Source organism: Streptomyces mirabilis (assembly GCF_039503195.1).
GTDB lineage: Bacteria > Actinomycetota > Actinomycetes > Streptomycetales > Streptomycetaceae > Streptomyces > Streptomyces mirabilis_D.
Window position 1 is genome coordinate 10,059,418 of sequence record NZ_JBCJKP010000001.1, and the last position, 24,587, is coordinate 10,084,004.

Consider the following 24,587-nt stretch of genomic DNA (forward strand, 5'->3'; position numbering starts at 1 on the left):
GCGGTCGGCCGTGAGACCGCTGTGCGACGCCGCCCGCCACAGGGCCTCCCTCGTGGCCGTCCGTCACCGGTTCTCCGGCGGGCCTGTCCGCCGTCCTGGTGCGCGCCCCTCGGTTCCCCCTCCGGGCGACAACCCCACCCGCCGACACAAACCTCCCGCACTTCGAGCAGCCATGCCCAAGGAGAACGAACGCGATCGCAACATACTTGTTCGCAACGAACATGTTCGCTACCTTTGGGGGGTGACAGCGACCCGCGTCACCCCTTCCGAAGGAGCGACACCTTGTCCCCTCACCACCCCATCGCCGTCGTCGGCGCCGGTCTCGGAGGCCTCACCCTCGCCCGCGTACTGCACCTGAACGGCATCGAGTCCGCCGTCTTCGACCTGGACGCCTCACCCTCCGCCCGCACACAGGGAGGCATGCTGGACATACACGAGGAATCCGGTCAGGCCGCTCTGCGGGCCGCCGGTCTCCACGAGGAGTTCCGGGCGGTCATCCACGCCGGTGGCGAGGCCATGCGCATCCTCGACCGGGAGGCCACCGTCCGGACGGCGGACGACGGCGAAGGCGGCACACGGCCCGAGGTGGACCGGGGAGTGCTGCGCGACCTCCTCCTCGGCTCCCTGCCCGACGGCACGATCCGCTGGGGCGTCAAGGTCAGCGGCGTACGGACGCTCGACGACGGCCGCCACGAGGTGACGTTCACCGACGGGCGGACGATCACCACCGATCTGCTGATCGGCGCCGACGGTGCCTGGTCGAAGGTGCGGCCGCTCGTCTCGGACGCCACCCCCGCCTACCTCGACCTCTCCTTCGTCGAGGCGCACCTCCTCGACGCCGACACCCGACACCCGGAGAGCGCCGCCGTCGTGGGCAACGGCATGATGTTCGCGCTCGCCGAGGGCCACGGCTTTCTCGCCCACCGCACCCCCGGCGGCTCGCTGCACGTCTACGCCGCGCTGCGCGCGCCCGCCGACTGGGTCACGTCCGGCCCCATCGACTTCACGGACGTCGAAGCGGCCAAGGCGAGTCTCCTCGAGCACTTCGAAGGCTGGGACGAGCGGCTGCGGGCGCTGATCGCCGACGCGGACGGGGCGCTCGTCGCCCGCCAGGTCCACGCCCTGCCGGTCGGGCACCGCTGGGACCGCGTTCCGGGCGTCACCCTGCTCGGAGACGCCGCCCACCTGATGTCCCCGTTCGCCGGCGAGGGCGCCAACCTCGCCATGCTCGACGGCGCCGAACTCGCGACGGCCCTCGCCGCCCACCCGGACGACACCGAGAAGGCCCTGACCGTGTACGAGCAGGCGCTCTTCCCGCGCAGCGAGGCCGCGGCGGCCGCATCGGCGGAGAACCTCGACCTCTGCTTCGCCCCGCACGCACCCCAGCCGCTCGTCGACCAGATGGCCATCTACCGTGCCGAGGCCGAGACGGCGATGGCGGACGCGACCGACTGACGCCACCCGCGGGTCCCACCCGCCCGAGCTCCGCACCCCCGTCCCGCCCGCACCCTTCACCACCCCGTAACCAGCAGTCCGCTCCCGCCACTTCCGGCACTCCCGGCCGCCTTCTATCCTCGCGCCCGGACCGGCGCCCGAGGCGGCCAGTCGTCGGGGACAGCCCGGTCCGACCCGTCATCGCACCTCCTCGTCCAACGGAAGGTGACACCACGTATGCGCCCCCCATGGCTGCGCACAGCAAGACGGTTCGGCAGTCGCACCGCGAGCAGGTCCGCCGCGGTGGTCGTGACCACGGCGGTCGTTCTCGCCCTTCCCGCCCCGGTGGACGCGGCCGGCCTCCCGCCCCAGCGGCCGGTCTCCGCCGTGGACCCGCTGATCGGATCGGCGAACGGCGGCAACACCTACCCGGGCGCCACTCTCCCGTACGGGATGATCGCCTGGTCCCCGACCAGCACCACCGGTGATCAGACCAGCACGGGCGCCGCCAACGGCTACCAGTACGACACGACCCGCATCCGGGGGCTGAGCCTCACCCACGTCAACGGCGCCGGCTGCAACCCGGGCGCCGCCGGAGACGTACCGATCATGCCGTTCGTGGGTGAGGTGACGTCCTCGCCCTCGGCGGACACCTAGGACGCGGTCTACGCCGCCGACTTCACGCACACCGAGGAGAAGGCCGTACCTGGGCGTTACACCCTCGGTCTCAAGACGGGCGCCACCGCCGACCTGGCCGTCAGCCGGCGGGCCGGTGTCGCCGACTTCGGCTTCCCGAGCGGCCGACCCGCCAACCTGCTCTTCCGCGTCTCCAACTCCCTCAACGGCAGCCAGGACGCGCACGTCGACATCGACGCCGCGCACCGCAAGGTCACCGGCTGGGTCCTCACCGGCGCCTTCTGCGGACGCCGCGCCAACGGCGGCACCAACAACCGCAAGAGCTACTACAAGCTGTACTTCAGCGCCTCCTTCGACCGTGCCTTCTCCGACTTCGGTACGTGGAAGGACGGCACGCTGTCGGTGGGCTCGGCCTCCGCCTCGGGAGGCGAGGGGTACGCCACCGGGGCCGACCGCGCGGGCCGGGGTTCCGGCGGATACGTCGGCTTCGACACCAGCTCTGACAACGATGTCCACATGCGCATCGGGATCTCGTACGTCGGTCTCGGCGGCGCCGAGACCAACCTCCGTGAGGAGATCCCGTCGCACGCGAGCGTCGCCGAGGTGGCCGACGCGGGAGCCCGCGCCTGGGACCGCGAACTGAGCACCGTACGCGTCGGGGGCGGCACCTCCGCCCAACGCACCACCTTCTACACCGCGCTGTACCACGCGTTGATGCAGCCCGACCTGATCAGCGACGCCGACGGCCGGTACTACGGCATGGACGGCGCGGTACACCGCCTCGCCCGCGGCCAGCGCGCGCAGTACAGCAACTTCTCCGGCTGGGACCAGTACCGCGCCCAGATACAGCTGCTCGCCCTGCTGAAACCGAGGATCGCGGGCGATTTCGCCCAGTCCCTCTACAACTTCGCGCAGCAGAACAACGGGGTCTGGGACCGCTGGGTGCACATCAGCGGCGCCACCCACGTCATGACCGGCGACCCTTCGGCGGCCACCCTGGCCACCTTCTACGCCATGGGTGTGCGCAACTTCGACTACGAGGGCGCCTTCGACTCGCTGGTCCGGCAGGCCACCGTGCCGAACGCCGAGGGTCTCTCGGACGCGGGCTGCCCCGGACAGTGCGTGGGCCAACGGCCCAACCTCGCCCAGTACGTGACCTCGCACTACGCCGCGCAGGACGTCTGCCACTGCTGGGGCGGCGCCGCCGAGACCCTGGAGGACGCCGTCGCCGACTCCGCGCTCGCGCGGTGGGCGAAGCTGCTCGGCCGTCACCAGGAGGCGGCGGTGCTCGCCGAGCGCGGCGCCTACTGGCGCAATGTGTTCAACCCCGCCGCCACCGCCGACGCGGGCTACATCCAGGCCCGCAGGCTCGACGGCTCATGGGTGGGCCCGTTCAACCCGGGCAGCGACCTCGGATTCGCCCAGGGCACCAGCGCCACGTACACCTGGATGGTGCCGCAGGACGTCCAGGGTCTGGCGGCCGCGATGGGCGGCAGGGAGAAGGCCGCCGCCCGCCTCGACGGGTTCTTCCACGCGGCGGACGGCTCCTGGTCGGTGCGCGGCGGCGACCCGCTGCGCTACGACCCGACCAACGAACCCGGCATCCACGCGCCCTGGCTGTACAACGCCCTCGGACAGCCCTGGAAGACGCAGGCGACGGTGCGGCAGATCCTCGACACCGTGTACGGGACCGGTCCTTCGGGGCTGCCCGGGAACGACGACCTGGGCACCATGTCCGCCTGGTACGTCTTCTCCGCCCTCGGTCTGTATCCCCAGAGCCCGGGCAGCGCCTCGGTGCTGCTGGGCGCCCCGCTCTTCCCGAGCGCGGTCGTGGACCGTCCGGGCGGCACCGACCTCACCGTCGCCGCGCCCGGCGCGGACGCCGCACACCCCTACATCGACGCCGTACGCGTCAACGAGCGCCCCACGCAACGCTCCTGGACGGATGCCGACCTGACGACGAAGGGTGGCAGGATCGCCTTCCGGCTCGCCGAACAGCCCAACACCCGGTGGGCGACCGACCCGTCCGGCCTTCCCCGGTGAAACCGGTGGTCTCCCGGGAACAGGCCGTTCCCGGGAGACCACCGGCACGGCTCACGGGCGGGGAGCCGCGCCGCGCAGTGCCGTGATGCAGGAGCCGATCGCCTGCTGGAGCTCCTCCAGGCGCTGCACCATGTCGTCCTCGTAGATGTCGTCCGCGTCGTCGAAGGTCAGCTCCTCGAAGACCTTCGTGGCCTTCTGCAGGCTGCTGTAGAACTTCGTGCGGCGCTCCTGGACGCGCAGTTCGGGGTCCGCCTCCACGGTCTCGACGACGAGGTTCTTCATGGTGTCGTACGCCTCGGTCGCCCACTCGCCGGTGTCCTCGCCCTCGTCCAGCTCGTCGAGGAGGGAGAGGTGGCGCTCGGCCTCGGAGCGCAGTTCGGCGGGGGCGTCGAGGGTCTGTCCGGCTGGTGTCCTGATCTGGCCCTTCTCCGCGATCTGGCGGACGTAGCCGATCCGGTCGGCCGCCCTGGTCTCGGTGGCGACCGCCTTCTTCAGCTCGTCGGTGCGGGCGATGTCACGGGCCAGCTCGGCCTGCAGCGCCGGGTCCTCCTTCACCCGGTCGAGGAGCGCGGCCCGGGCCGCCTGGGCCGTGGAGGGGTCGGCGAGGATCGCCGCCCGCAGCGCGGTGGGGTTCTCGGCGACCTCCAGGGCCTTGGTGGGGCGGATGCCCTCGGCCGCGGCGGCCTCGGTGATGGCACTGCCGCGCTCGGAGGTGGCGCTGGAGCGGGACACGTAGTACGTCTGCCACGCCTCGGCGTCCGGGAGTTCGATGTCCTGGCCCGGGACGAGGACTTCGAAGTGCGGGACGAGACCCTCGTCGGCGGCCCTGTCCCACGCCTTGTAATAGCGCATCACCCGTTCGGGGGAGCACTCGGCCAGCTCGGCGAACTCCTTCGCGGACACCTTCGGCGTCTCGTCCGCGGACTGCCCGCCGGGGCGCACGCTGCGCGCCACCATCAGGGCGAAGGCCCAGCCGCCGTTTCGCGCATAGGCCCCGAAGTCGCGTGCGTCACAAGAAATGGGGTCCAACACGCCCTGGATCGGGGCGGATTGGGCACTCGGATCGAGAACTGCGGTCACCGGGAACTCTCCTGGGTAAGACGACGTCTAGATTACAGAGAATGAAGCCTTGGCCGAAGCTTTCAGCCTGGGTCAAGCAGACAACCAAGCACACACACGTGCAATACGGAAACAAGCAAGCCTGAAACGACGCGATGTGATGCCCTTCACCCCGATGTGGCGGAAAGTGATGAAACCCTTACGGTCGCGACACGTAGGGAAGGGGGCAGGACATCGTGAGATGGCGGGAGGAACTTTTGTGCGACCGTTCACCCTCAACTACGCCTTGCCCGCGGGGCATTCGGCCGCGATACCCCCGTACCACTTCGACGTGTCCCTGCAACTGAACGTGCTGCCGGACGGCCGCCCGGCCGTCAGCGACCACGCCCTCCTCATGGCCACCGGCACGACCACCTCCACCGCCGGTTCCCAGACGCACTTCGACGACTGACGGTCCCTCACTCACATGACGGTACTCATTCTCACGGCGGAGCAGGACGTCACCGCCGACATGGTCGTGGCCAGGCTGCACGAACAGGGCGTGCCCATGGTGCGCCTGGACCCGGCCGACCTGCCGGGCAAGGCGGTGCTGTCCGCGGACTACGCGCACGGCGACTTCGACGGCTACCTCTCGGTCAACGGCCATGTGCTCAGCATGGGTGGCCTGCGTTCCGTGTGGGTACGCCGTCCGGGTGAACCCGCGGCGCACGCGGCGGAGCCCTCGCCGTGGCTCACCGCGGAGACCAAGCAGGCCCTGTTCGGCATGCTCTACTCCGCCTCCACCCGCTGGATGAACCACCCGCGCCGGGCCGAGCAGGCCCGGCACAAACCCTGGCAGCTGCGGGTCGCCCACAGCAGTGGCTTCGCGGTCCCACCGACCGTGATCACCACCGCTCCCCGGGTGGCCCAGCAGTTCGTGGAGGAGTACCGGCAGGTGGTGGTGAAGTCCGCCTCGGGGCCGCCGCCAGGCGAACCCCCGGTGGCCCTGCCGACCACACTGATCGGCCCCGACGCGGACTTCTCCGGCGTCGCGGCCGGTCCCGCGCTGCTTCAGCAGTACATCCCCAAGCGGGCCGACATCCGGCTCACCTGTATCGGCAACCAACTGTTCGCCGCACGGAAGGTCGCCGAGGCCGGGCAGGTCGACGGGCGCTTCGGCGAGACCGGGCACGGCTGGGAGCCCATCCCGGTGCCCGGCCGCATCTCCCGCTCGGTCCAGGAGTACACCGCGTTCACCGGACTCGCGTACGCCGCCTTCGACTTCGCCGAGGACGAGGACGGCGTCTGGTGGTTCCTCGAGGGCAACCAGGGCGGGCAGTTCGGCTTCATCGAACTGGAGACCGGCCAACCCATCTCGGAGGCGGTCGCCCTGTGGCTCTCCCAGCGAAGACCGGCTGCCAAGGGCCATTGACGCGCCTCGACCTGGTTTGATCCTCCACCTGTGCGGCGGGGCCCGACCTCGCCCACGAGGCGGGCACCGCGTCGAGGTGGCGCCCCCGCCCGCTGTACGGGACTCAGTCGCGCGCCGGAGGTGTGTAGAAGTCGCCGCTGGAGACCCAGACCCCCTTCTTCACGACCACGCGCTGCACGCTCCGGGTCCCAAGGTGATCGTTCGCGCCGAACCGCATCACGGGCGAGACGCCGGGATCCACCGCGGTGGCCTTCTCGTACGCCTCGGTGATCGCGGCCGAGGTGACGGGTCCCTTGATGGTCTTCACGATCTGCGCGAACACCTTGGCGTTGCTCCACCCCCACAGCGCGAGGAATCCGGCGTCCTGGCCGGGCTCGTACTTGGCCATCGCGGTCCTGAACTCCTGCACGGCGGGTTCGGCGTCGGAGGGAGCCTTGACCAGTTGTACGGCCTTGAGCCCCTCGGCGGCGTTCTTGGCCAGGGCGATCGTCGACTCCGCGGCCACGGGGGCATAGCCGTACGTGGCCTGCGCCAACCCCTGGAGCCTGGCCTCCTTGAGGTAGGCCGCCGCCTCGGGCGAGGTGAGGATCAGGATCACCGCGTCCGGCTTCTCGGCCTTCACCTTGCTGACCACCGGCGTGTAGTCCGTCGTCTGGAACTTGACCGCCAGCCGGTCGACCACCACCGACGGGTCCACCTTCTTCGCGACGGGCTCCACCTGCTTGGCCACGTTGACGAACGCGGCCGGGTCACTGTGGACGACGAGGATCTTCTTCGCGCCGTCCTGGACGGCCCAGGCGGCGACCGCGGCAGCCTGGTCCTCGTACAGGGTCTGCGTACCGAAGAGCCCGGGGCGCGGCGGCCTGTACCAGGACTCGGAGCCACCCTGCTCGTCGACGATCGGCACCTTCGACTGCGTCAGGACGAACGGGAAGGCCGCCTCGGCCTGAGCCGTTCCGTTGGCGTTGACGATGGCCACGACCTTGTCCTGGCCGATCAGCTGGCGCGCGATCTGCACGGTCTGCTGCGGGTCGAAGGCGTTGTCCTTGACGGTCCAGTCGACCTTGCGGCCGTTGATCCCGCCCTGGGCGTTGAGCATCTTGAAGTAGGCGTCGGCGCCCGCCTTCTGTGGCACGCCGTAGGCGGCGACGGCCCCCGTGAGCGGTATCCACGCGCCGATCCTGATGGACGACTGCTGGCCGCTGCCGGCCTCGGCGGAGTCCTGCCCCGCACACGCGCCTGCGGTGAGCGCCACGGCGGCCAGGACGGCGACGGCCCCGGCGGTGCGGCGGAATCTACTGGTTCTCCGGAGCACGGCTCCACCTCATTCTCAACCTGAGTTCGGTTTGTTCACAGCGAGCGGAAGCTCCGGCAGTCGCAGCGGAAGCTTCGACAGGGACGGCGGAAGTTCCGGCAGTTGCTAGGTGGCGGTCGCGGCGGTCTCCCGGTCCCCGCTGAAATACGCCGCCTCGGCCAGGACGGCGAACGACGGGTCGCCGGGCCTTCCTTGGGCGGCAACGACGCCCTCGTGCAGCACGACCACCTCGTGGCACACGGACATCGCCCGGCTGAGCAGTTGTTCCAGCAGTACGACCGTCAGTCCGTCGTGGGCCAGCCGGGCCAGCCGGTCGTAGACCTCGTCGACCAGCGCGGGAGCCAGACCGAGCGCCGGTTCGTCCACGATCAGGACGTCCGGCCTGACGATCAGCGCGCGGGCGATGGCGAGCATCTGCTGCTCGCCTCCCGACAGCGCGGCGGCGGAGGTGGACATTCGGTCGCGCAGCCGGGGCGGCAGCCACTCGGTCGTCTCCTCGAGGCGCTCGCGCAGCGGTGTTCCGGTGATGCCGGCCGCGTACGCCGCGACCTCCAGGTTCTCCCGCAGCGAGAGCGTCTTGAACAGGGCCCGTCCCTCGGGCGCCAGACTGGTGCGGGCGGTCCCGCCCCCGCCGATGTCCGTCACCCTGCTGCCCCGCGCGGGGTGCAACGAGCCGTGCAGGACACTGGCGAGCGTGCTCTTGCCCGCGCCGTTGGCGCCCGTGACGCCGAGCACGACCCCTTCCCGGACGTCCAGGTCGACATCCCGCAGCGCGACCACGCCGCCGTAGGTGTGACCGACCCCGCGGAGCCGGATCACCGACCGCTCGCCGACCCGCTCGGGCAGTTCCGCCTTGCCGCCGACCGTACCCAGGTACGACGAACGCACCTCGGGAACCTCCAGCACGGTGTCCGGTGTGCCCTCGCCGATCGTGCGGCCGAAGTCGAAGGCGAGCACCCGGTGGGCGACGGAGAAGAGGTCGTCCAGCACGTGGTCGATGACCACGACGGCGGTGCCACGGGCCTGCAGCCGCCTGATGTGGTCGGCCAGCAGCGCCCGTTCGCCTGCGTCCAGGCCTCCGAACGGCTCGTCCAGCACCAGCAGCCTCGGCTCCTCGGCCATCGCGCGGGCGAGGTCGAGGCGCTTTTGCAGACCGAACGGGAGCTCGGCCGGGCGGCGGTCCGCCACATCGGCGAGACCGACGGCGTCGAGCAGCCGCGCGACGGAGGCCCGGTGCCCGGCCGTGATCCGGCGCCGGGTGCACAACACGTTCTCGGCGACGGTGAGTTCGGAGAAGACCTCCGCGTGCTGGAACGTGCGGCCGATGCCGAGCCGACGCCGTGCGGTCGCCCTGGTCCTCAGCAGCGGCCTGCCCGCGAAGTCGGCGCTGCCGTGGACCCGGCCGTTGCCGGTGAGCCCGGACAGGACGTTCAACAGGGTCGTCTTGCCCGCCCCGTTGGGTCCGATGACGGCCAGGATCTCGCCCTGGCGTACCGACAACGAGGCGTCTTCCAGGGCCTTCAGTCCGCCGTACGCGACGGACAGATGCTCCAGCCGCAGCAGTGCCGGGGAGTCCGCGCCGGCGGCCCGCACCGGTGGCGGGGTGTCGACGGGAAGGTCGGCAGAGGAACTGCCGAGAGGAAGCGCCGCTGCCTGCCGCCGTTCCTCGCGCCGGGGCAGGGCACGCCGGAGCAGGGCCCGCGCGGGCCGCGCCAGGAAGGGCACGGCCCCTCCGGGAAGGAAGAGGAGCACACCGATCAGCACGAGGCCCTGCACGACCGGCTGCGGCAGCCCGACGGCGGACGAGAGCGAGGGATTCCAGGTCAGGTAGGCACCACCGGCCACCGCACCGAGGACGGTCCCCACCCCGCCGAGGACGCAGGCCGCGACGAGCGCGATGCCGAAGCCGAGCGAGAACGGGTCGGGGCTGACGAAGCCGGTGATCAGACCGAGCAGCACGCCCGCGAAGCTGGTGCACGCGGCACTCGCCGCGAAGGCCAGGGCCGACTGCGCCTCGGGCGCGATCCCGATCGTACGGGCCGCCAGCGGATGCGACTTGGCGGCGACCAGCCGCATCCGCAGTCCCGAGGCCGCCGCGGGCACGGCCAGCGCGAGCACCACGGCGGCAGCCCCCACCGCGAGGTACTGCGGTTCGGTGCCGCCGCCCGCGAGGGTGCCGAGGCCAAGGACGCTGCGCAGTTGCAGCACCGGCGCTCCCTGGTCACCGCCGGTCACGCTGCTCCAGCGGTTGATCAGTTCCAGTGACACCATCGTGAACGCGAGGGTCAGCAGGGCGATGTAGAGCGTCGAGAACCGGGCGCCCGCGTAGCCGAGGAAGGTGCCGAGGACGGCGCCGGTGGCGACCGCCCCGAGCATCACCGCCTCCAGCGGCCAGTCGTGACCGCTGCCGTAGGCGGCGAAGTAGGCGCCGATGGCGAAGAACGCCGGATGCCCCACCGACCAGATGCCCGACCAGCCGGCCAGCAGGCCGACCGACAGCACCACGATCGAGTAGACGGCCGCGAGCGCCACCGAATACATCTGGTACGCCGGGATCGCACCGGACGCCATGAAGGCCATGAGCACCGCGCCGGCGGCCGGCCCGAGTGCCGCCTTCGCCAGGACGGAACGGTTGAAGACCATGGATGCGACTCCTCAGATCCTTCAGATCCCTCAGACCCGTTGGAAGGTGCGGGTGCCGAACATGCCCTGCGGTCGGACGAGCAGCACCAGAACAGTGAACGAGAACACGAACGTGTCCCGGAGACTGGCGGAGACGTAGTTCGCCGCCAGGTTGTCCAGCACGCCGACGGTCAGTCCGCCGATGACAGCCCCGTACATGCTCGTCAGGCCCCCCAGGAAGATCCCGGCGAAGGCGCGGAAGAGCGGCGCGCTGAGCATGGTGGGCACCAGTCCGGCCCGCGGCGCGTACAGACAGGCGCCGAGCGCGGCGAGGCCGAGGCCCAGGGCCCAGGCGATCCGCGCGAGGCGTTGTGCGCCCAGCCCGACGACCCGCGCGGTGTCCGCGCTCTCGGCCACGGCACGCATGGCCGAGCCGAGGGTGGTCCGTCCGAACAGATAGCCGACCAGTGCCATCGCCACGGCGGCCACGGCGATCGTCAGCAGGCTCTGGGCCGGCAGTGCCGCACCCGACCAGCGCACCGTTCCCTCGACCAGGCTGGGGAAGGCCTTCGGCTGGTCTCCCCATATCGAACCGGCCGCGCTCTCGGCCACCAGTGAGACGCCCATCGTCAGGACGAGTGCCGAGAACAACTGCCCCTGGCCGAGCGGCCTGATCACCGTTTCGCGGACCAGCAGGCCCGCCACGACGGTGATCGTGATCGCCGCCAGCACGCCGAGCACCGTGGCCACACCGCGGTCCCGGAGCGAGACCGCCACGTACAGGCCCAGGGTCGCCAGGGAGGCCATCGCGAAGTTCACGACGTCGGTGGCCCGGTAGATGATGACCAGCCCGAGTCCGATGAGCCCGTACACGGCTCCGCCGGCCACACCGCTGACCAGGACAAGCAGGAACTGACTCACAGTCCCTCCCTCTTCAGGAAGCGGGTTCGCGCCACGAACCGCTTAGGTAAATTGAACTCAATTCGGTAAGCTAGACACGCGGATGGCGGTCGGGCAAGACCGCTGCACCGGATTTGTCGGAGTGCGTTTCACCGTCTGGGCCGAGCGCGGTCCGAGCGGCCGCGAGGCCGAACACCAACGCCGGGGCGAGGCCACCGGCGTAGGCGCGCCGGTACAGTCCGCCCGCGTCCGCCCCGGCCACCAGCAGGCCCGGGACCGTCCGTCGCCCGTTCGCGGACAGGGCGTGCGCCTCGGCGTCGATCAGCAGACCGCCGAAGGCGAACGTGATCGCGGGGGCGGCCTCGATCACGTAGAAGGGTGGCTCGTCGAGCGGCTGCCGGTCGAGCAGTCGTCCGGGGACCGTCTCGCCGCCCCCGCGCACGACGGAGTTGAACTCCTCGACGCGGTCCCGGATCCTGGCGCCCGGATACCCCCATTCCTCGGGCATCCAGGCGAACTCCTCCAGGCTCTCCGCTACCGCGCTCCGGGCACCGGCGCGGTGGCACAACTGGAACTTGTCCACGCCTGGGATCCCCTCCACGTACGAGGCGGAGATCCACTCCCTGTGGACCCGCGCGTCGGCGACCAACAGCCCCCGGGCCCCCGGTCGTTCCAGGAGCGCCATGGCGGTCAGGTGGTCCCCGACGGTCTCGTCGACGAATCGCTCGCCCGTGAGGTCGAAGAGCAGGGCGTGCTCGCTGAAGTAGAGGGCGAGGTCGACGAAGCGCGCCGGGTCGGACAGGGATACGCCCGCCGGCATCAGGTGTCCGTAGAACCCCGCGTCCTTCTTGCCGAACGCCGCCCCCGCGGCGAGGCCGAGCGCGAGCCCGCCGCCCCGGCTGTGCGGGTTGGCGCGCAGTTCGATGCCGCGGGCCTGGTCGTGGATGTGTTCGGCGCGCAGCGCCGGGTCACCCTGGAAGCCGCCGGTCGCGAGCAGGGTCCAGGCGGCGTCGATCCTGCGCACGGATCCGTCCGGCAGCACGCACTCCGCACCCTTGACCACGCCGTCCTCCGTCACCAGCGTGCGGGTTTCGGTGCCTGTCAGTACTTCCCCGCCCCGGTCGCGGACCAGCCGCTCGCAGGTGTCGAGATAGTGGTTGGTGTCGATCTGGTGTCCCCGGCCGAAGCCGAGTACGGGGACGGGCGGGCGGCACTCCACACCGAGCGAGCCGATCCAGGCCACCCCCTCGGCGAGCCCCTCCAACAGCGCCCGCGCGAGCTCCGGATCGCCGTCCGGGTCGACCCGGCGCAACTCGTCGAGGGTGGGGGCCGTCCAGACGAAACCGGCGAGGCGCGCCGAGCCTCCGGGGCGCTCCGCCCGATCCACCAGGACGACGGAGCCGCCCTCGTGCGCCACCTTGGCGGCGGCCGAGAGGCCGGCCATCCCGCCACCGATCACCAGCAGATCCACTTTTCGAGCGTGCACAGCGGCCCACCGCCTTGTCGCGTCGTTGCGTGGAACCAGACCCTAATTGAACTCACTTCTGTAGTCGAGGGTCCGGACGGCAGATGATTGCGGCCGTGCTCGGCCGAGGGTGGGGGTGATGGCGGGGGCGAGGCTGAGGGTGAGGGGTGATGGCGGGGTCGAGGGCTGTCCGGCGTCGGGCTCAGTCGGGTACCAGCACCGCGCGCCCGCGCAGGTCGCCGGAGCGGAGTCTGTCGATCGCCTCCAGCGCTCCCGACAGCGGGAATTGCTCTGTCTCCACCGTCAAAACCCCCTCGCGCGCCAGGTCCACGACCTCCTCCAGTTCCGGCCGCGTCCCCCAGAAGGGCAGCGAGATCCGCAGCCCCGGAGGGAGCGCGCCGGACTTGCGGACGGTCAGCTCCCCGCCGCCGCTCCCCACGACGGCCAACTCTCCTCCCGCGCGCAGGACGCCGGTCGCGAGCTCCAGGCTGGACCGGCTGCCGACGAAGTCCAGCACGGCGTCCGCCCCGGTGCCGCCGACGTGCCGGCGCAGGACCTCCGCCGTGCGTGGCCCCAGGAGCGTGCCGAAGTGCGCACCGCACGTGGCGGCCAGGGCGAGTGCCTCTTCTCGTACGTCCACGGCCAGGACGTACGCGGACGTGGTGGCGCGCAGGATCCGTACCGCCAGGTGCCCCAGCCCGCCGACCCCGAGGACGACCGCGCTCGCTCCCTCCCCGAGCGCCGGACGGACGCCGGCCACGGCGTGGTACGAGGTGAGTCCGGCGTCGGACAGAGGCGCGGCCTGCACGGGGTCCAGGTCGCCCACCGGAACCAGCAGCCGCCCGGACGGTACGAGCAGGTGGTCGGCCATTCCGCCGTCGCGCCCGAGCCCCGCCCCCGTACCGGCGCGGGCCGCGTCCAGGGCGGGGCGCGCGTCGCAGTGGTTCTCCGCCCCGGCCGAGCAGCGGACGCAACGCCCGCAACCCCAGGGGCCGTAGACGACCACGCGCTCGCCGATCGCGGGGCCGAAGGCCTCGGGACCGTGTGCGGCCACGCGGCCCGCGACCTCGTGCCCGAGGGTGAACGGCGTCCGGTACGGCAGGGTGCCCGGTGTCGCGTCCAGGACATGGAGGTCGGAGCGGCACAGCCCGGCCGCCTCGACCCGCACCAGGACCTCCTCGCCGCGGGGTACCGGTCGTGCCACCTCGGTGAGCACCGGTGGGCCGCCCCATCGCGTCAGTCGGATCGCTCTCGTCTCGCCTGTTGACATACGCGAGAGGCTAGCAAAAATGAAGTCAGTTCAGTAACTGGTCCCGTGGCCGAGTGTGACAACCGGGCACGGCAACCGAGTGGGGCGGTGGATCTCATGGACGGCGAGGGCCCGGCACACGAAGACTTCACGGGCAGGATCGCGCTGGTGACCGGCGCGGGCTCCGGTATCGGCGCCGCGGTCGCCCGGCGGCTCGCCGCGCAGGGCTCCGTGGTCCTGGTGGCGGACATCGACGCCGCCGCGGCCCGGGCGGTCACCAAGGAGCTGCCCGGAGCGCGGCCGGTGACCGTGGACGTGGGGGACGGCGGGCAGGTCGACCGGGTCTTCGACGAGGCCGTGCGCGAGTACGGACGCCTGGACGTCGTGGTGCACGCCGCCGGAGTCGACGACCCCGGGGCGAAGCAGTGGATCGCCGAAGCCCTGCTGACCGACCGGCCGCCCGAGGTGACCACACGGCTCGGCGAGGCCGCGTGGCGGCGCGTCATGCGGGTCAATCTCGACGGCACCTTCCATGTCCTGCGCGCCGCACTGCGGACGATGGTGCCGAACCGTTCGGGTGCGGTCGTCACCGTCGGCTCCTCCTCGGCCTTCGACACCCAGGCCGGCTATCCGCACTACGCGGCGTCCAAGGCCGGAGCGCACGCGCTGAGTCAGTCCGTCGCCAAGGAGGCGATCGCGTTCGGAATCCGCGTCAACACGGTGGCACCCGGGCCGACCGAGACGGGGATGGCCGCCCGGACGCCCGAGGCGCTGCGCCGGGGCTTCGCCGACCCGCGTGTACGCCCCTACGCGACACCCGAGGAGATCGCGGACGTCGCGCTGTTCCTGGCCGGCGACGCGGCGGCCAATCTCGTCGGCGCGGTGCTGCTCGCCAACGGCGGACGCTTCACCGTTTAGGGAGGCTCGTATGTTCCGGCTCGACACCGATCCGACGCTGCTGCTGGAGAGTGAGGAGCGGCGCCAACTCCGCGAGGTGCTGCGAGAACTGCTGAAGGAGACCTGTGGACCCGAAGAGGTCCGCAAGCAGGCGGCGGGGCCCCGCGGTCACGACCGACTGCTGTGGCAACGACTCGCGGGCGAGATCGGGGTGCAGGCGCTCGCCGTCCCCGAGGAGTTCGGTGGCGCCGGTTACACCTTCGCCGAACTCGCCGTGGCTCTGGAGGAGACCGGGCGCGTGCTGTGCCCGGCGCCGCTGCTGCCGACCGTCGTACTGGCCGGGCACACGCTCCTGCGAAGCGGTGACCGGCAGGCCTGTCAGCGCTGGCTGCCGGGTATCGCGGACGGCTCGCTCACCGCGACGGTGGCCGGATTCCCGCAGGCGGCGCACGTGACCGCCGAGCGGGGCGCCGGTGGCTGGGTGCTGCGCGGCGAGGCCGACTTCGTACTCGACGGGGAGGGGGCCGATCTGATCCTGGTCGCGGCCGAAGCGCCGGACGGTACGCGGCTGTTCGCCTGCGAACCGGACCACGGTACCGGGACTGGAATCGGGGCTGGGACTAGGACCGGGGCTGCTAGGACTGGAACCAGGACCGGGACCGGGCCGGGTGTCGGCTCCGGGACCTGTGAGCGTGTGGCCCGGCGCGTCCTCGATCCCACGCGCCGACAGGCGCTCGTACGGTTCCGGGGCACGCCCGCCGAGCCGGTCGGTGAGGCCGGACAGGCCGCCGCGATCGTGGCGGCGGTCCTGGACGCGGGGCGGGTGGCGCTGGCCGCCGAGCATGTGGGCGGATCGGCGCACGCGCTGGACGCCGTCCTCGAGTACGTCAGGCATCGAACCCAGTTCGGGCGGCCCATCGGGTCCTTTCAGGTGGTCAAGCACCGGCTCGCCGACCTCCTGGTCGACCTCGAAGGAGCGCGGTCCGCCTCGGCGTACGCGACGGCCTGCCTCGCGGGCTGGCGTGCGGAGTTGCCGGTGGCGGCGAGTTCGGCGGCCGTGGCCTGCTCCGGCGCCTATCGGCTGGCGACGGCGGAATACGTGCAGCTCCACGGAGGGATCGGCTTCACGTGGGAGCACCCCGCCCATCTCTATGTGCGCCGGGCCCGCGCCGACGAGGCGCTGTTCGGCACCGCCGACGACCATCGTCTGCGGCTGGCCGGGTTGCTGGGCCTCACCGGCCGTACGAACCCAGCGAGCCGTACGGACTGTGCGAGCCGTACGGACTGAGCGCCGGACCGTTTCGGGAATCGCTTCCCCGTCCATTGACAGGGGCATCCATCGCCCACAGAATCAATATGAATTCAGTTCAGTTTGGAGGAGCTCATGGCAGTCGAAGACGAGATCCAGTTCGAGCGGGACGGCCACGTGGCACGGGTCTGGCTGAACCGGCCGCACAAGAAGAACTGCGTGACGGTGCCGATCCTCGACCGGCTGGACGAGATCATCACCGAGGTCGACGCCGACCCCGAGCTGCGCGTACTGGTGCTGCGGGGCCGGGGCAACACCTTCTGCTCCGGGTTCGACCTGGACAGCCTCAAGGCCGAATTCGTCGGCAGGTCCAACGCGATCGACGTCGCCGTGAAGTCGGCGAAGGTCTGTGACCGGCTGTACTCGATGAAGACCCCGTCGATCGCGGTCCTCGAAGGCCATGTCACGGCGGGCGGCTTCGAGTTGATGATCTCCTGCGACTTCGCGATCGCCGCGGACGACTCCCTGATCGGCGACTTCCACATCCGCCGCGCCCTGTTCGGCGGGGCCGGGCCGATCTACCGGGTGCCGCGCATGATCGGTGTCCGCAAGACGAAGGAGCTGATGCTCACCGGAAAGCTGCTGACCGGGGTCGAGGCCGCCGAGTTCGGTCTCATCAACTCCTCGGCGCCGGCCGACAAGCTGGACGCGACGGTCGAGGAGTTCGCCGACCAGCTCGTCGACAAGAGCCCGTTCACCATGTGGATCACCAAGATGACCATCGACCGGAGCCTGGACGCCGACATCCAGTCGCTGATGGTCATGGAGCACCTCGCGGTCGGTGTGATGCTCAACTCCGAGGACGCAGCGGAGGGCGTGTCGGCGTTCCTGGAGAAGCGGGAGCCGCAGTGGAAGGGGCGCTGAGCACCCTGCCGGAGGCCGGGAGCCCGCTGCGCGGCTCCCGGTGCGCCGACTGCGCGGTGGCCGTCCACCCCGCCGACCCGTCGTGCCCGCGCTGCGGCGGACCGGCCGAGCCGGTCGTCCTCTCCGGTACGGGCACGCTGTGGACGTGGACCGTGCAGCGCCACGCGCCCAAGTCGCCGCCGTACGTCCAGCCCGCCGCCGGGTTCGAGTCGTTTGCCGTCGGCTACGTCGAACTTCCGGAAGGAGTACGCGTGTTGGCCGTGCTCGACCTGCGCGCCGAGGACCTGAAGATCGGCATGCCGGTGGCCGTCGCGGTGGCGGACGGCGTCCCACGGGCCAGGGGAGTCGCCGTATGACGACCGAAGAGGTGCTCGTGTGCGGTGCCGGAATCACCTCCTTCGCCCGCACGGAGGCGAGCGGCCGGCAGCTCGCCGTGCGGGCCGTGCGGGCCGCCCTGGCCGACGCGGGACTGCCCTGGACCCGTGTGCGGGCGGCGTACGGCGGCAGCGACGCGGCCGGCAACGCCGACACGCTGGTGGCTGAACTCGGCCTGACCGGAGTGCCGTTCGTCAACGTCCGCAACGGCTGCGCGACCGGCGGCAGCGCCCTGGTCTCGGCGGTCAACGCGATCCGTTCCGGGGCGGCGGACGTGGCCCTCGCCGTCGGCTTCGACAAGCACCCGCGCGGCGCCTTCGATCCGCGGCCCGCCGACTGGGGGCTCGACGAGGCGTACGGACGCGACGGGCTGATGGTGACCACCCAGTTCTTCGCCATGAAGATCCAGCGGTACATGCACGACCACGGGATCACCGCCCGGACCCTGGCCCTGGTCGCGGAGAAGGCGTACGCGAGCGGGGCCCGCACCCCCCACGCCTGGCGGCGCACACCGCTCGACGCGGACGAGATCCTGGCCTCCGGCATGGTCAACGACCCGCTGACCCGGTACATGTTCTGCTCGCCAGGCCAGGGCGCCGTGGCGCTCGTCCTGTGCAGCCGTGCGGTCGCCCGTGAACTGGACGCGACCCCGGTCACGCTGCGGGCGGCCGTCGTCCGCACCCGGCGGTTCGGCTCCTTCGAGGTGTTCAGCCCCTGGGCGCCCGTCGGCACTCCGACCAGTGTCAGCGCCGACGCCGCGCGACTCGCCTTCGAGGAAGCCGGGCTGGGACCGTCGGACATCGACGTGTGCCAGCTCCAGGACACCGAGAGCGGTGCCGAGGTGATGCACCTGGCCGAGTGCGGGTTCTGTGAGCACGGCGAGCAGGAGCGGCTGATCCCCGAAGGCGCGACCGCACCCGGCGGTGCCCTGCCGGTCAACACCGACGGCGGCTGCATCGCCAACGGCGAACCCATCGGCGCCTCCGGCCTGCGTCAGGTCCACGAGATCGTCCAACAACTGCGCGGCCGTGCGGGCGAACGACAGCTGCCGGACCGCCCGTCGACAGGCTTCACCCATGTGTACGGGGCGCCGGGCGTCAGCGCCTGCACCGTACTGACCCGCTGAGACCCCGTCCGGAAGGAGGACCATGAGCGGTATCCCGGAGCCCGAGGAGTTCCGCGCCGCGGCCCGGCGATGGCTGACCGGTGTGGCGGCGGCGCGTGCCGACCGCCGGGAGTGGGGCCGTGGCGACGACTCGGTGGCCGTCTTCGAGAACTGGAGTGAGGCGGAGGAACGCGAACACACCGATCGGATACGGGACTGGGAACGCACCCGCTTCGACCACGGCTGGGGCGCGCTGGACTGGCCACCGGAGCACGGGGGGCGCGAACTGCCGCCCTACTACGAGCAGTTGTACCGTGCCGAGGAATCCCGCTTCGACGTGCCCCGGCGCACCGAGGTCTTCCCGGTCACCCAGCAGCTGGTGGCCCCGGCGATCCGGATCTGGGGCACCGAGGAACAGCGGAGGCGCTGGCTGCGACCCATGCTCCGCACCGACGAACTCGCCTGCCAGCTCTTCTCCGAGACCGAAGCCGGCTCCGACCTCGCCGCCGTCCGCACCCGGGCCGTCCGTCAGGACGACGGCTGGGTCCTGAGCGGTCACAAGATCTGGACCTCCGGCGCCCGTGTCGCCACCTGGGGAGTGGCCGTCTGCCGCAGCGACCCGGACGCGCCCAAACACGCAGGCATCACCGTCTTCCTGGTTCGGATGGACGCGCCGGGCGTGGTCGTGCGGCCCATCCGGCAGATGACCGGCGGCTCCAGCTTCAACGAGGTCTATCTGGACGACGTGTTCGTGCCGGACACCGACCGGCTCGGCCCGGTCGGCGAGGGCTGGCGGGTGACGCTGACCGTCCTCGCCGCCGAACGCCTCGACTCCGGCGGCCTCGGCCTGGACAACGCCGACCGGGCGCTCGACCTCGCCCGGCACCTGCCCCGCCCGCTGACCGCCGGCGAACAGCAGTGGTCCGCCGACCTGTTCGTTCGTAGCCTGGTCCAGCGGCTCATCGGCCTGAGGGTCACGGCGGCGCTGGCAGCCGGACGCGAACCCGGCGCCGAAGCCTCGGTCGGCAAGCTCCACGCCACCGCCACCCTGCGCGCCACCACCGACCTCGTCCAACAGCTCCTCGGACCGCGCCTCGCCGCCGACACGGGGGAGTGGGGCAGCTTCGCCTGGACCGAGCACCTGCTCGGCGCACCCGGCTATCGCATCGCGGGCGGCAGCGACGAGATCCAGCGGAACATCCTGGCCGAACGCGTGCTGGGACTGCCCAAGGAATCGAAGGGAGTGGGGCGTTGAGCACCGCGACCGAGGTGACACGACTCGCCGCCCGGGTCCGCACCGGGCTCGCCGCTCGGCACCCGAACGAGCCCTTCGGTGATCTGCGCACCCTGCCCGGCGGCCACTCGGGACTCACCTACTCGATCACCGCGGGCACCGGGGCGTACGTCGTCAAAGCCGTGCCTGAGGGGCAGCGGCCCGTCGGGCGCAACGACGTACTGCGCCAGGCCCGGATCCTGCGCGCCCTCGTCGGATCGCCGGTGCCCGTGCCGGAGGTCTTCGCCGTCGACGAGCGCGAACCGGCCTGGTTCGCCATGGAGTTCGTGGCCGGAGAGGCGATCGAGCCCGTCCTCGACGAGCACCGCCTGGACCCGGGGCTGTGCCGCACACGGATGATGGCGCTGGCCGGTGTCCTGCGCGACCTGCACCGCACGCACGTCGACGGCGCCGAACCCCTGGATCCGGCGGCCGAGCTGGAGCGTTGGGCGCGGACCATGCGTGCCGTACCGGGCCCACTGCGGCCGGGTGCCGAGGAGGTACTGGGCCTCCTCGCCGCCGGGATCCCCGAGAGCCTGCCGCCCGTGCTGGTCCACGGCGACTTCCGGCTCGGCAACGTGCTCTGCCGGGGCGAGCGTCCGTCCGCGGTCGTCGACTGGGAGATCTGGGGTGTGGGCGATCCCCGCATCGACCTCGGCTGGTTCCTCCTCTTCGCCGACCACCGGAACTTCCCCCGGCTCGGCCGTCCCGTGCCGGGCCTGCCCACCGAGGACGAACTGCTGGCCCGCTATCTCGACGGCCGCGCCGTACCCCCCGCCTTCGACTGGTTCCGCGCCCTGGCCCGCACCAAAATGGCCGCGATCATGGGTCACAACCTGCGCAGACACCGTGAGGGCAAGTACCGCGACCCCGACCAGGAGCGGCTGCCGCCGACCATCGCGGCGATGATCCGCACGGCACGCGACATCCTCGCCCCACGGTCCTGAAGGAGCGCCACCATGGATTTCGGACTCCCCCCGCGGACCGACGAACTCCGCACGCGCATGGCCGCGTTCATGAAGGAGTACGTCGTGCCCGCCGAGGCCGTCTACGAGCGGCAGCTCGCCGAGGCCGACAACCCGCACGAACTACCCCCGGTCATGCGCGAGTTGAAGGAGAAGGCGCGGGCCGAAGGCCTGTGGAACCTCTTCCTCGCCCACGGCGCATGGGGCGCAGGGCTCACCAACCTGGAGTACGCGCCGCTCGCCGAGCTGGCCGGACGTTCGGTCATCGGCCCCGAGGTCTTCAACTGCTCCGCCCCCGACACCGGCAACATGGAACTGCTCGCCCTGTTCGGCACCCCCGAACAGCAGGACCGCTGGCTGCGCCCCCTCCTCGCGGCCGAGATCCGGTCGTGCTTCGCCATGACCGAGCCGGAGGTCGCCAGCTCCGACGCGCGCAACATCCGTACCCGGATCACCCGCGAAGGAGACGCCTATGTCGTCAACGGCCACAAGTGGTACACCTCCGGAATCCTCGACCCGGACTGCCGGCTGATCATCCTGATGGGCGTCACCGACCCGGACGCGCCCTCCTACCGGCAGCAGAGCATGCTGCTGATTCCACGCGACACCCCGGGCATCACCGTCCTGCGCGATCTGCCGATGTTCGGCTACACCGACCGCTGCGGCCACGGCGACGTGCTCTTCGAGGACGTACGGGTACCGGTGTCGTCACTCCTCGGCGGCGAAGGGGAGGGATTCGCCCTGGCTCAGGGGCGTCTGGGGCCCGGGCGCATGCACTACGCCATGCGCGCGGTCGGGTTCGCCGAACGGGCGCTGGAGCTGATGTGCCGCCGGACCCTGACACGTACCGCCTTCGGCGGCACGCTCGCCGAACAGGGCGTCGTACGCGAGTGGATCGCCCGCAGCCGCGTCGAGATCGAGCAACTGCGGCTGCTCGTCCTCAAGTCGGCCTGGCTGATGGACACCTCGGGCAACTCCGCCGCCCGTACCGAGGTCGCGGCCATCAAGGTGGCCGCCCTGGAGGTCGCCCACCGGGTGGTCGACCGCGCGGTTCAGGCCCACGGCGCGGCCGGGGTCAGCGACGACACCGTACTCGCCCGGCTGTACGCCATCACCCGGGCGCTGCGGATCGCGGACGGGCCCGACGAAGTGCATCTGCGCACGGTCGCCCGCCGTGAACTGGCCAAATATCCCGAGGAGTCGGCATGAGCGCACGCGCACTGGACGGCCGGGTCGCCGTGATCACCGGGGGCTCGCGCGGGATCGGCCTGGGCATCGCCAAGGCCTGTCGTGAGGCGGGCGCCCATGTGGTGATCGCCGCCCGCAAGGCGGACGGACTCGCGGCGGCCCGCGCGGAGTTGCTGCGCGTCAAGGGTGACGGCGAGGTCCACGAGCTGGTCGCGAACGCGGGGGAGCCCGAGCAGGCCGAGCGGTGCGTCGCGGAGACCATGGCCCGCCTCGGACGCTTCGACGTCATGGTCAACAACGCGGCCACCAACCCGTACATGGGAGACCTGCTCGATCTCGACCTGGCGCGCGCGGAGAAGACCGTCCGGGTCAACCAGTACGGCATGATCGCCTGGACCCGCTGCGCCTGGCGGGCGTGGATGAGCGAGCACGGCGGAACGGTGGTCAACATCGCCTCCGTCGGCGGACTGGTCGTCGACCCGCACATCGGCTGGTACAACGCCACCAAGGCGGCGATGCTGCACATGACCCGGCAGCTCGCGTACGAACTCGGGCCGCGCGTCCGGGTCAACGCGATCGCGCCCGGGCTGATCAAGACCGAGCTGGCCAGGGCCGTCTGGGAGCCGAGGGAACCGATCCTCACCGCGAGGCTGCCGCTGCGCAGGCTCGGCACGGTGGAGGACGTGGCCAACGCGGCGGTGTTCCTCGCCTCCGAGGCGTCGGCGTGGATGACCGGACAGACGCTGGTCCTGGACGGCGGGGCGACCGCGCTGCCGATCGGAGTGGAGGCATGACCACCACGGCCGGCCCGGACCCGGCCACGGACCTGTTCTCGCTGCACGGCAGGACCGCCGTGGTGACCGGGGCTTCCTCGGGTCTGGGCGCCCGGTTCGCCGCCGTGCTGGCCGCGGCCGGTGCCACCGTGTTCGCCGCGGCGCGCCGTCCGGACCGGCTCGAGGAACTGGCCGGCGGCGATCCCCGTATCCGCCCGGTCGTCTGTGACGTCTCCCGGGAGGCGGACCGGGTGCGGCTGGTCGAGACCGTCCTGGAGCACGGCGGCGGCTTCGAGGTGCTGGTCAACAACGCGGGTACACCCGGGTCCGTACGCGCCGAGGACGAGAGCCCGGAGGACTTCGCCCACGTCCTCGACGTCAATCTCGTCGCTCCCTTCCACCTGGCCCGGCTGCTGGCCCAGGCTCCGTCCGCCCGTACGAAATCGGTCGTGAACGTGTCGTCCGTCCTCGGGCTCGTCTCCGGCGCCCCGCTGGGGGGTGCGGCCTACGCCGCATCCAAGGCCGGGCTCGTCGGACTCACCCGTGAACTGGCCGGGCAGTGGGGCGGATCGGGGACACGGGTCAACGCGCTCGCCCCGGGATGGTTCCGCTCCGAGATGACCGAAGGGCTGTTCGCCGACGAGCGGTCCCGGCGCTGGGTCGAGCGCGGCACGATGCTCGGCAGGGGCGGAGAAGCGGGAGAACTGGACGGGGCGCTGCTCTTCCTGGCCTCGGACGCCTCTTCGTACTGCACCGGGCAGGTGCTGACCGTGGACGGCGGGTGGACGGCACGATGAGGGTCACGACGGAGGTCGACGGCGACGCGGTGGCCCACGTGGAGATGTGCCGCGGGGACGGCAACGCCATCGACCTCGCGATGGCCCGGGGGCTGCTGGACGCCGCCCGGAGTTGCGAGACCGCGCGGGCCCGGGCGGTGCTGCTCACCGGGCGGGGTCGGTCCTTCTGCGTCGGCGGCGACCTGAGGGAGTTCGCGACGGTGCCCGGGGACCGGCTTGCCGGGCATCTCACGGACGTCACCGACGCCCTGCACGGCGCGCTGCGGATCCTCGCCGGGCTCGACGCGCCGCTGGTGGTGGCCGTGCAGGGCGCTGTCGCCGGGGCCGGACTGGGGCTGACGGCCGCCGCCGACCTCGCCTTCGCCGCGTCCGACGCCGGTTTCACGGCGGCCTACACCGGGATCGGGTACTCGCCCGACGCCGGGGTCACCTGGTCGCTGCCCCGGCTCGTGGGCCCCGGGCGGGCACGGGACCTGTTGCTGACCAACCGCCGGATCACGGCCGCCGAGGCGCTCGCGATGGGGCTGGTCGGCAGGGTCGTCGCACCGGAGCGGCTTGCGGCGGAGGCCGCGGCGACCGCGAGGGCGCTGGCGCGCGGGGCGACGGGGGCGTACGGCGTGACGCGGCGGCTGGTCTCCGGGGCTCTGTCGGCGTCCTTCGACGAGCATCTGGACGCCGAGGCCCGCGGGCTGGCCGCCGCCGCTGTCTCGATGGAGGGCCGCGAGGGTGTCAGCGCCTTCGTCGCCAAGCGCCGACCGCACTTCGTCCACCCGCCGCCCGGGGACCATGGCGACCACGGTGACCCGAGCTGAACTAGGGTCTACTCTCGGACGACCGAGCGGTGATCGACACCGAGCAGTGATCGACCCCGAGCGGTGATCGGTACCGGGCGGCGATCGACAGCGGT

Annotated in this window: 20 protein-coding genes and 1 pseudogene; 15 read left to right on the forward strand and 6 right to left on the reverse strand. The window is 71.6% G+C overall.

Going from position 1 to position 24,587, the window contains the following annotated elements:
* Positions 1–282: 282 nt before the first annotated feature.
* Both AAFF41_RS45770 and AAFF41_RS45775 read left to right on the forward strand, forming a co-directional pair.
* Positions 283–1,455: an FAD-dependent oxidoreductase gene (locus AAFF41_RS45770; protein WP_319750460.1), complete on the forward strand. Its 1,173-nt coding sequence runs from the start codon at positions 283–285 to the stop codon at positions 1,453–1,455.
* Positions 1,456–1,671: 216 nt separating this feature from the next.
* A pseudogene (locus AAFF41_RS45775) lies at positions 1,672–4,113 on the forward strand (GH92 family glycosyl hydrolase).
* 51 nt (positions 4,114–4,164) lie between these two features.
* On the opposite strand, the gene AAFF41_RS45780 reads toward AAFF41_RS45775, so the two are convergent.
* Complete coding sequence (locus tag AAFF41_RS45780) at positions 4,165–5,193, reverse strand: hypothetical protein (protein ID WP_319750458.1); 1,029 nt, start codon at positions 5,191–5,193, stop codon at positions 4,165–4,167.
* Between the two features lie 238 nt (positions 5,194–5,431).
* Between AAFF41_RS45780 and tgmA the strand changes: the two genes are divergently transcribed.
* Both tgmA and tgmB read left to right on the forward strand, forming a co-directional pair.
* A complete protein-coding gene (tgmA, locus tag AAFF41_RS45785) occupies positions 5,432–5,623 on the forward strand; it encodes a putative ATP-grasp-modified RiPP (protein WP_343325939.1) in 192 nt (63 codons plus the stop codon).
* 15 nt (positions 5,624–5,638) lie between these two features.
* Positions 5,639–6,583: an ATP-grasp ribosomal peptide maturase gene (gene tgmB / locus AAFF41_RS45790; RefSeq protein ID WP_319750457.1), complete on the forward strand. Its 945-nt coding sequence runs from the start codon at positions 5,639–5,641 to the stop codon at positions 6,581–6,583.
* 103 nt (positions 6,584–6,686) lie between these two features.
* Here tgmB and AAFF41_RS45795 read toward each other — a convergent pair whose 3' ends face one another.
* The 5 genes from AAFF41_RS45795 to AAFF41_RS45815 all read right to left on the reverse strand — a co-directional run bounded on the left by AAFF41_RS45795 (position 6,687) and on the right by AAFF41_RS45815 (position 14,155).
* Positions 6,687–7,898 carry an ABC transporter substrate-binding protein gene (locus AAFF41_RS45795; RefSeq protein ID WP_343325940.1) on the reverse strand — a complete coding sequence of 404 codons (1,212 nt, stop codon included), beginning with the start codon at positions 7,896–7,898 and terminating at the stop codon, positions 6,687–6,689.
* Between the two features lie 105 nt (positions 7,899–8,003).
* Positions 8,004–10,541 carry a branched-chain amino acid ABC transporter ATP-binding protein/permease gene (locus AAFF41_RS45800; protein ID WP_343325941.1) on the reverse strand — a complete coding sequence of 846 codons (2,538 nt, stop codon included), beginning with the start codon at positions 10,539–10,541 and terminating at the stop codon, positions 8,004–8,006.
* A 30-nt stretch (positions 10,542–10,571) separates the two neighbouring features.
* Positions 10,572–11,441, reverse strand: a complete 870-nt coding sequence (locus AAFF41_RS45805; RefSeq protein WP_181648473.1) for a branched-chain amino acid ABC transporter permease — start codon at positions 11,439–11,441, stop codon at positions 10,572–10,574.
* Between the two features lie 70 nt (positions 11,442–11,511).
* Positions 11,512–12,891 (reverse strand): FAD-dependent oxidoreductase, encoded by a 1,380-nt coding sequence (locus tag AAFF41_RS45810; RefSeq protein WP_319750454.1) that lies wholly within the window; start codon positions 12,889–12,891, stop codon positions 11,512–11,514.
* A gap of 196 nt (positions 12,892–13,087) precedes the next feature.
* Positions 13,088–14,155 (reverse strand): NAD(P)-dependent alcohol dehydrogenase, encoded by a 1,068-nt coding sequence (locus AAFF41_RS45815; RefSeq protein WP_319750453.1) that lies wholly within the window; start codon positions 14,153–14,155, stop codon positions 13,088–13,090.
* A gap of 96 nt (positions 14,156–14,251) precedes the next feature.
* Between AAFF41_RS45815 and AAFF41_RS45820 the strand changes: the two genes are divergently transcribed.
* From AAFF41_RS45820 to AAFF41_RS45870, 11 genes are all read left to right on the forward strand, one after another.
* Positions 14,252–15,052, forward strand: a complete 801-nt coding sequence (locus AAFF41_RS45820; RefSeq protein ID WP_319750519.1) for an SDR family NAD(P)-dependent oxidoreductase — start codon at positions 14,252–14,254, stop codon at positions 15,050–15,052.
* Between the two features lie 10 nt (positions 15,053–15,062).
* On the forward strand, positions 15,063–16,319 hold the full coding sequence (locus tag AAFF41_RS45825) for an acyl-CoA dehydrogenase family protein (RefSeq protein ID WP_319750452.1): 1,257 nt from the start codon (positions 15,063–15,065) through the stop codon (positions 16,317–16,319).
* A gap of 96 nt (positions 16,320–16,415) precedes the next feature.
* Positions 16,416–17,204: an enoyl-CoA hydratase/isomerase family protein gene (locus AAFF41_RS45830; RefSeq protein WP_319750451.1), complete on the forward strand. Its 789-nt coding sequence runs from the start codon at positions 16,416–16,418 to the stop codon at positions 17,202–17,204.
* Positions 17,189–17,560: a Zn-ribbon domain-containing OB-fold protein gene (locus AAFF41_RS45835; protein ID WP_319750450.1), complete on the forward strand. Its 372-nt coding sequence runs from the start codon at positions 17,189–17,191 to the stop codon at positions 17,558–17,560. Before AAFF41_RS45830 ends, AAFF41_RS45835 begins: the two co-directional genes overlap by 16 nt.
* Positions 17,557–18,705, forward strand: coding sequence for a thiolase family protein (locus AAFF41_RS45840; RefSeq protein ID WP_319750449.1), 1,149 nt, complete (start codon positions 17,557–17,559; stop codon positions 18,703–18,705). Before AAFF41_RS45835 ends, AAFF41_RS45840 begins: the two co-directional genes overlap by 4 nt.
* A 22-nt stretch (positions 18,706–18,727) precedes the next feature.
* Positions 18,728–19,939 carry an acyl-CoA dehydrogenase family protein gene (locus AAFF41_RS45845; protein ID WP_343325942.1) on the forward strand — a complete coding sequence of 404 codons (1,212 nt, stop codon included), beginning with the start codon at positions 18,728–18,730 and terminating at the stop codon, positions 19,937–19,939.
* Entirely contained in the window at positions 19,936–20,904 is a 969-nt protein-coding gene (locus tag AAFF41_RS45850; RefSeq protein ID WP_319750446.1) for a phosphotransferase family protein, read from the forward strand. Before AAFF41_RS45845 ends, AAFF41_RS45850 begins: the two co-directional genes overlap by 4 nt.
* A 12-nt stretch (positions 20,905–20,916) precedes the next feature.
* The gene (locus AAFF41_RS45855; protein ID WP_319750445.1) at positions 20,917–22,131 is read left to right on the forward strand and encodes an acyl-CoA dehydrogenase family protein; all 1,215 of its coding nucleotides are present in this window, start codon (positions 20,917–20,919) and stop codon (positions 22,129–22,131) included.
* A complete protein-coding gene (locus AAFF41_RS45860; protein ID WP_319750444.1) occupies positions 22,128–22,904 on the forward strand; it encodes an SDR family oxidoreductase in 777 nt (258 codons plus the stop codon). The genes AAFF41_RS45855 and AAFF41_RS45860 overlap by 4 nt, the downstream gene beginning before the upstream one ends.
* Positions 22,901–23,680, forward strand: coding sequence for an SDR family NAD(P)-dependent oxidoreductase (locus AAFF41_RS45865; protein WP_343325943.1), 780 nt, complete (start codon positions 22,901–22,903; stop codon positions 23,678–23,680). Before AAFF41_RS45860 ends, AAFF41_RS45865 begins: the two co-directional genes overlap by 4 nt.
* On the forward strand, positions 23,677–24,492 hold the full coding sequence (locus AAFF41_RS45870; protein WP_319750442.1) for an enoyl-CoA hydratase-related protein: 816 nt from the start codon (positions 23,677–23,679) through the stop codon (positions 24,490–24,492). The genes AAFF41_RS45865 and AAFF41_RS45870 overlap by 4 nt, the downstream gene beginning before the upstream one ends.
* The last annotated feature ends 95 nt before the right edge of the window (positions 24,493–24,587 follow it).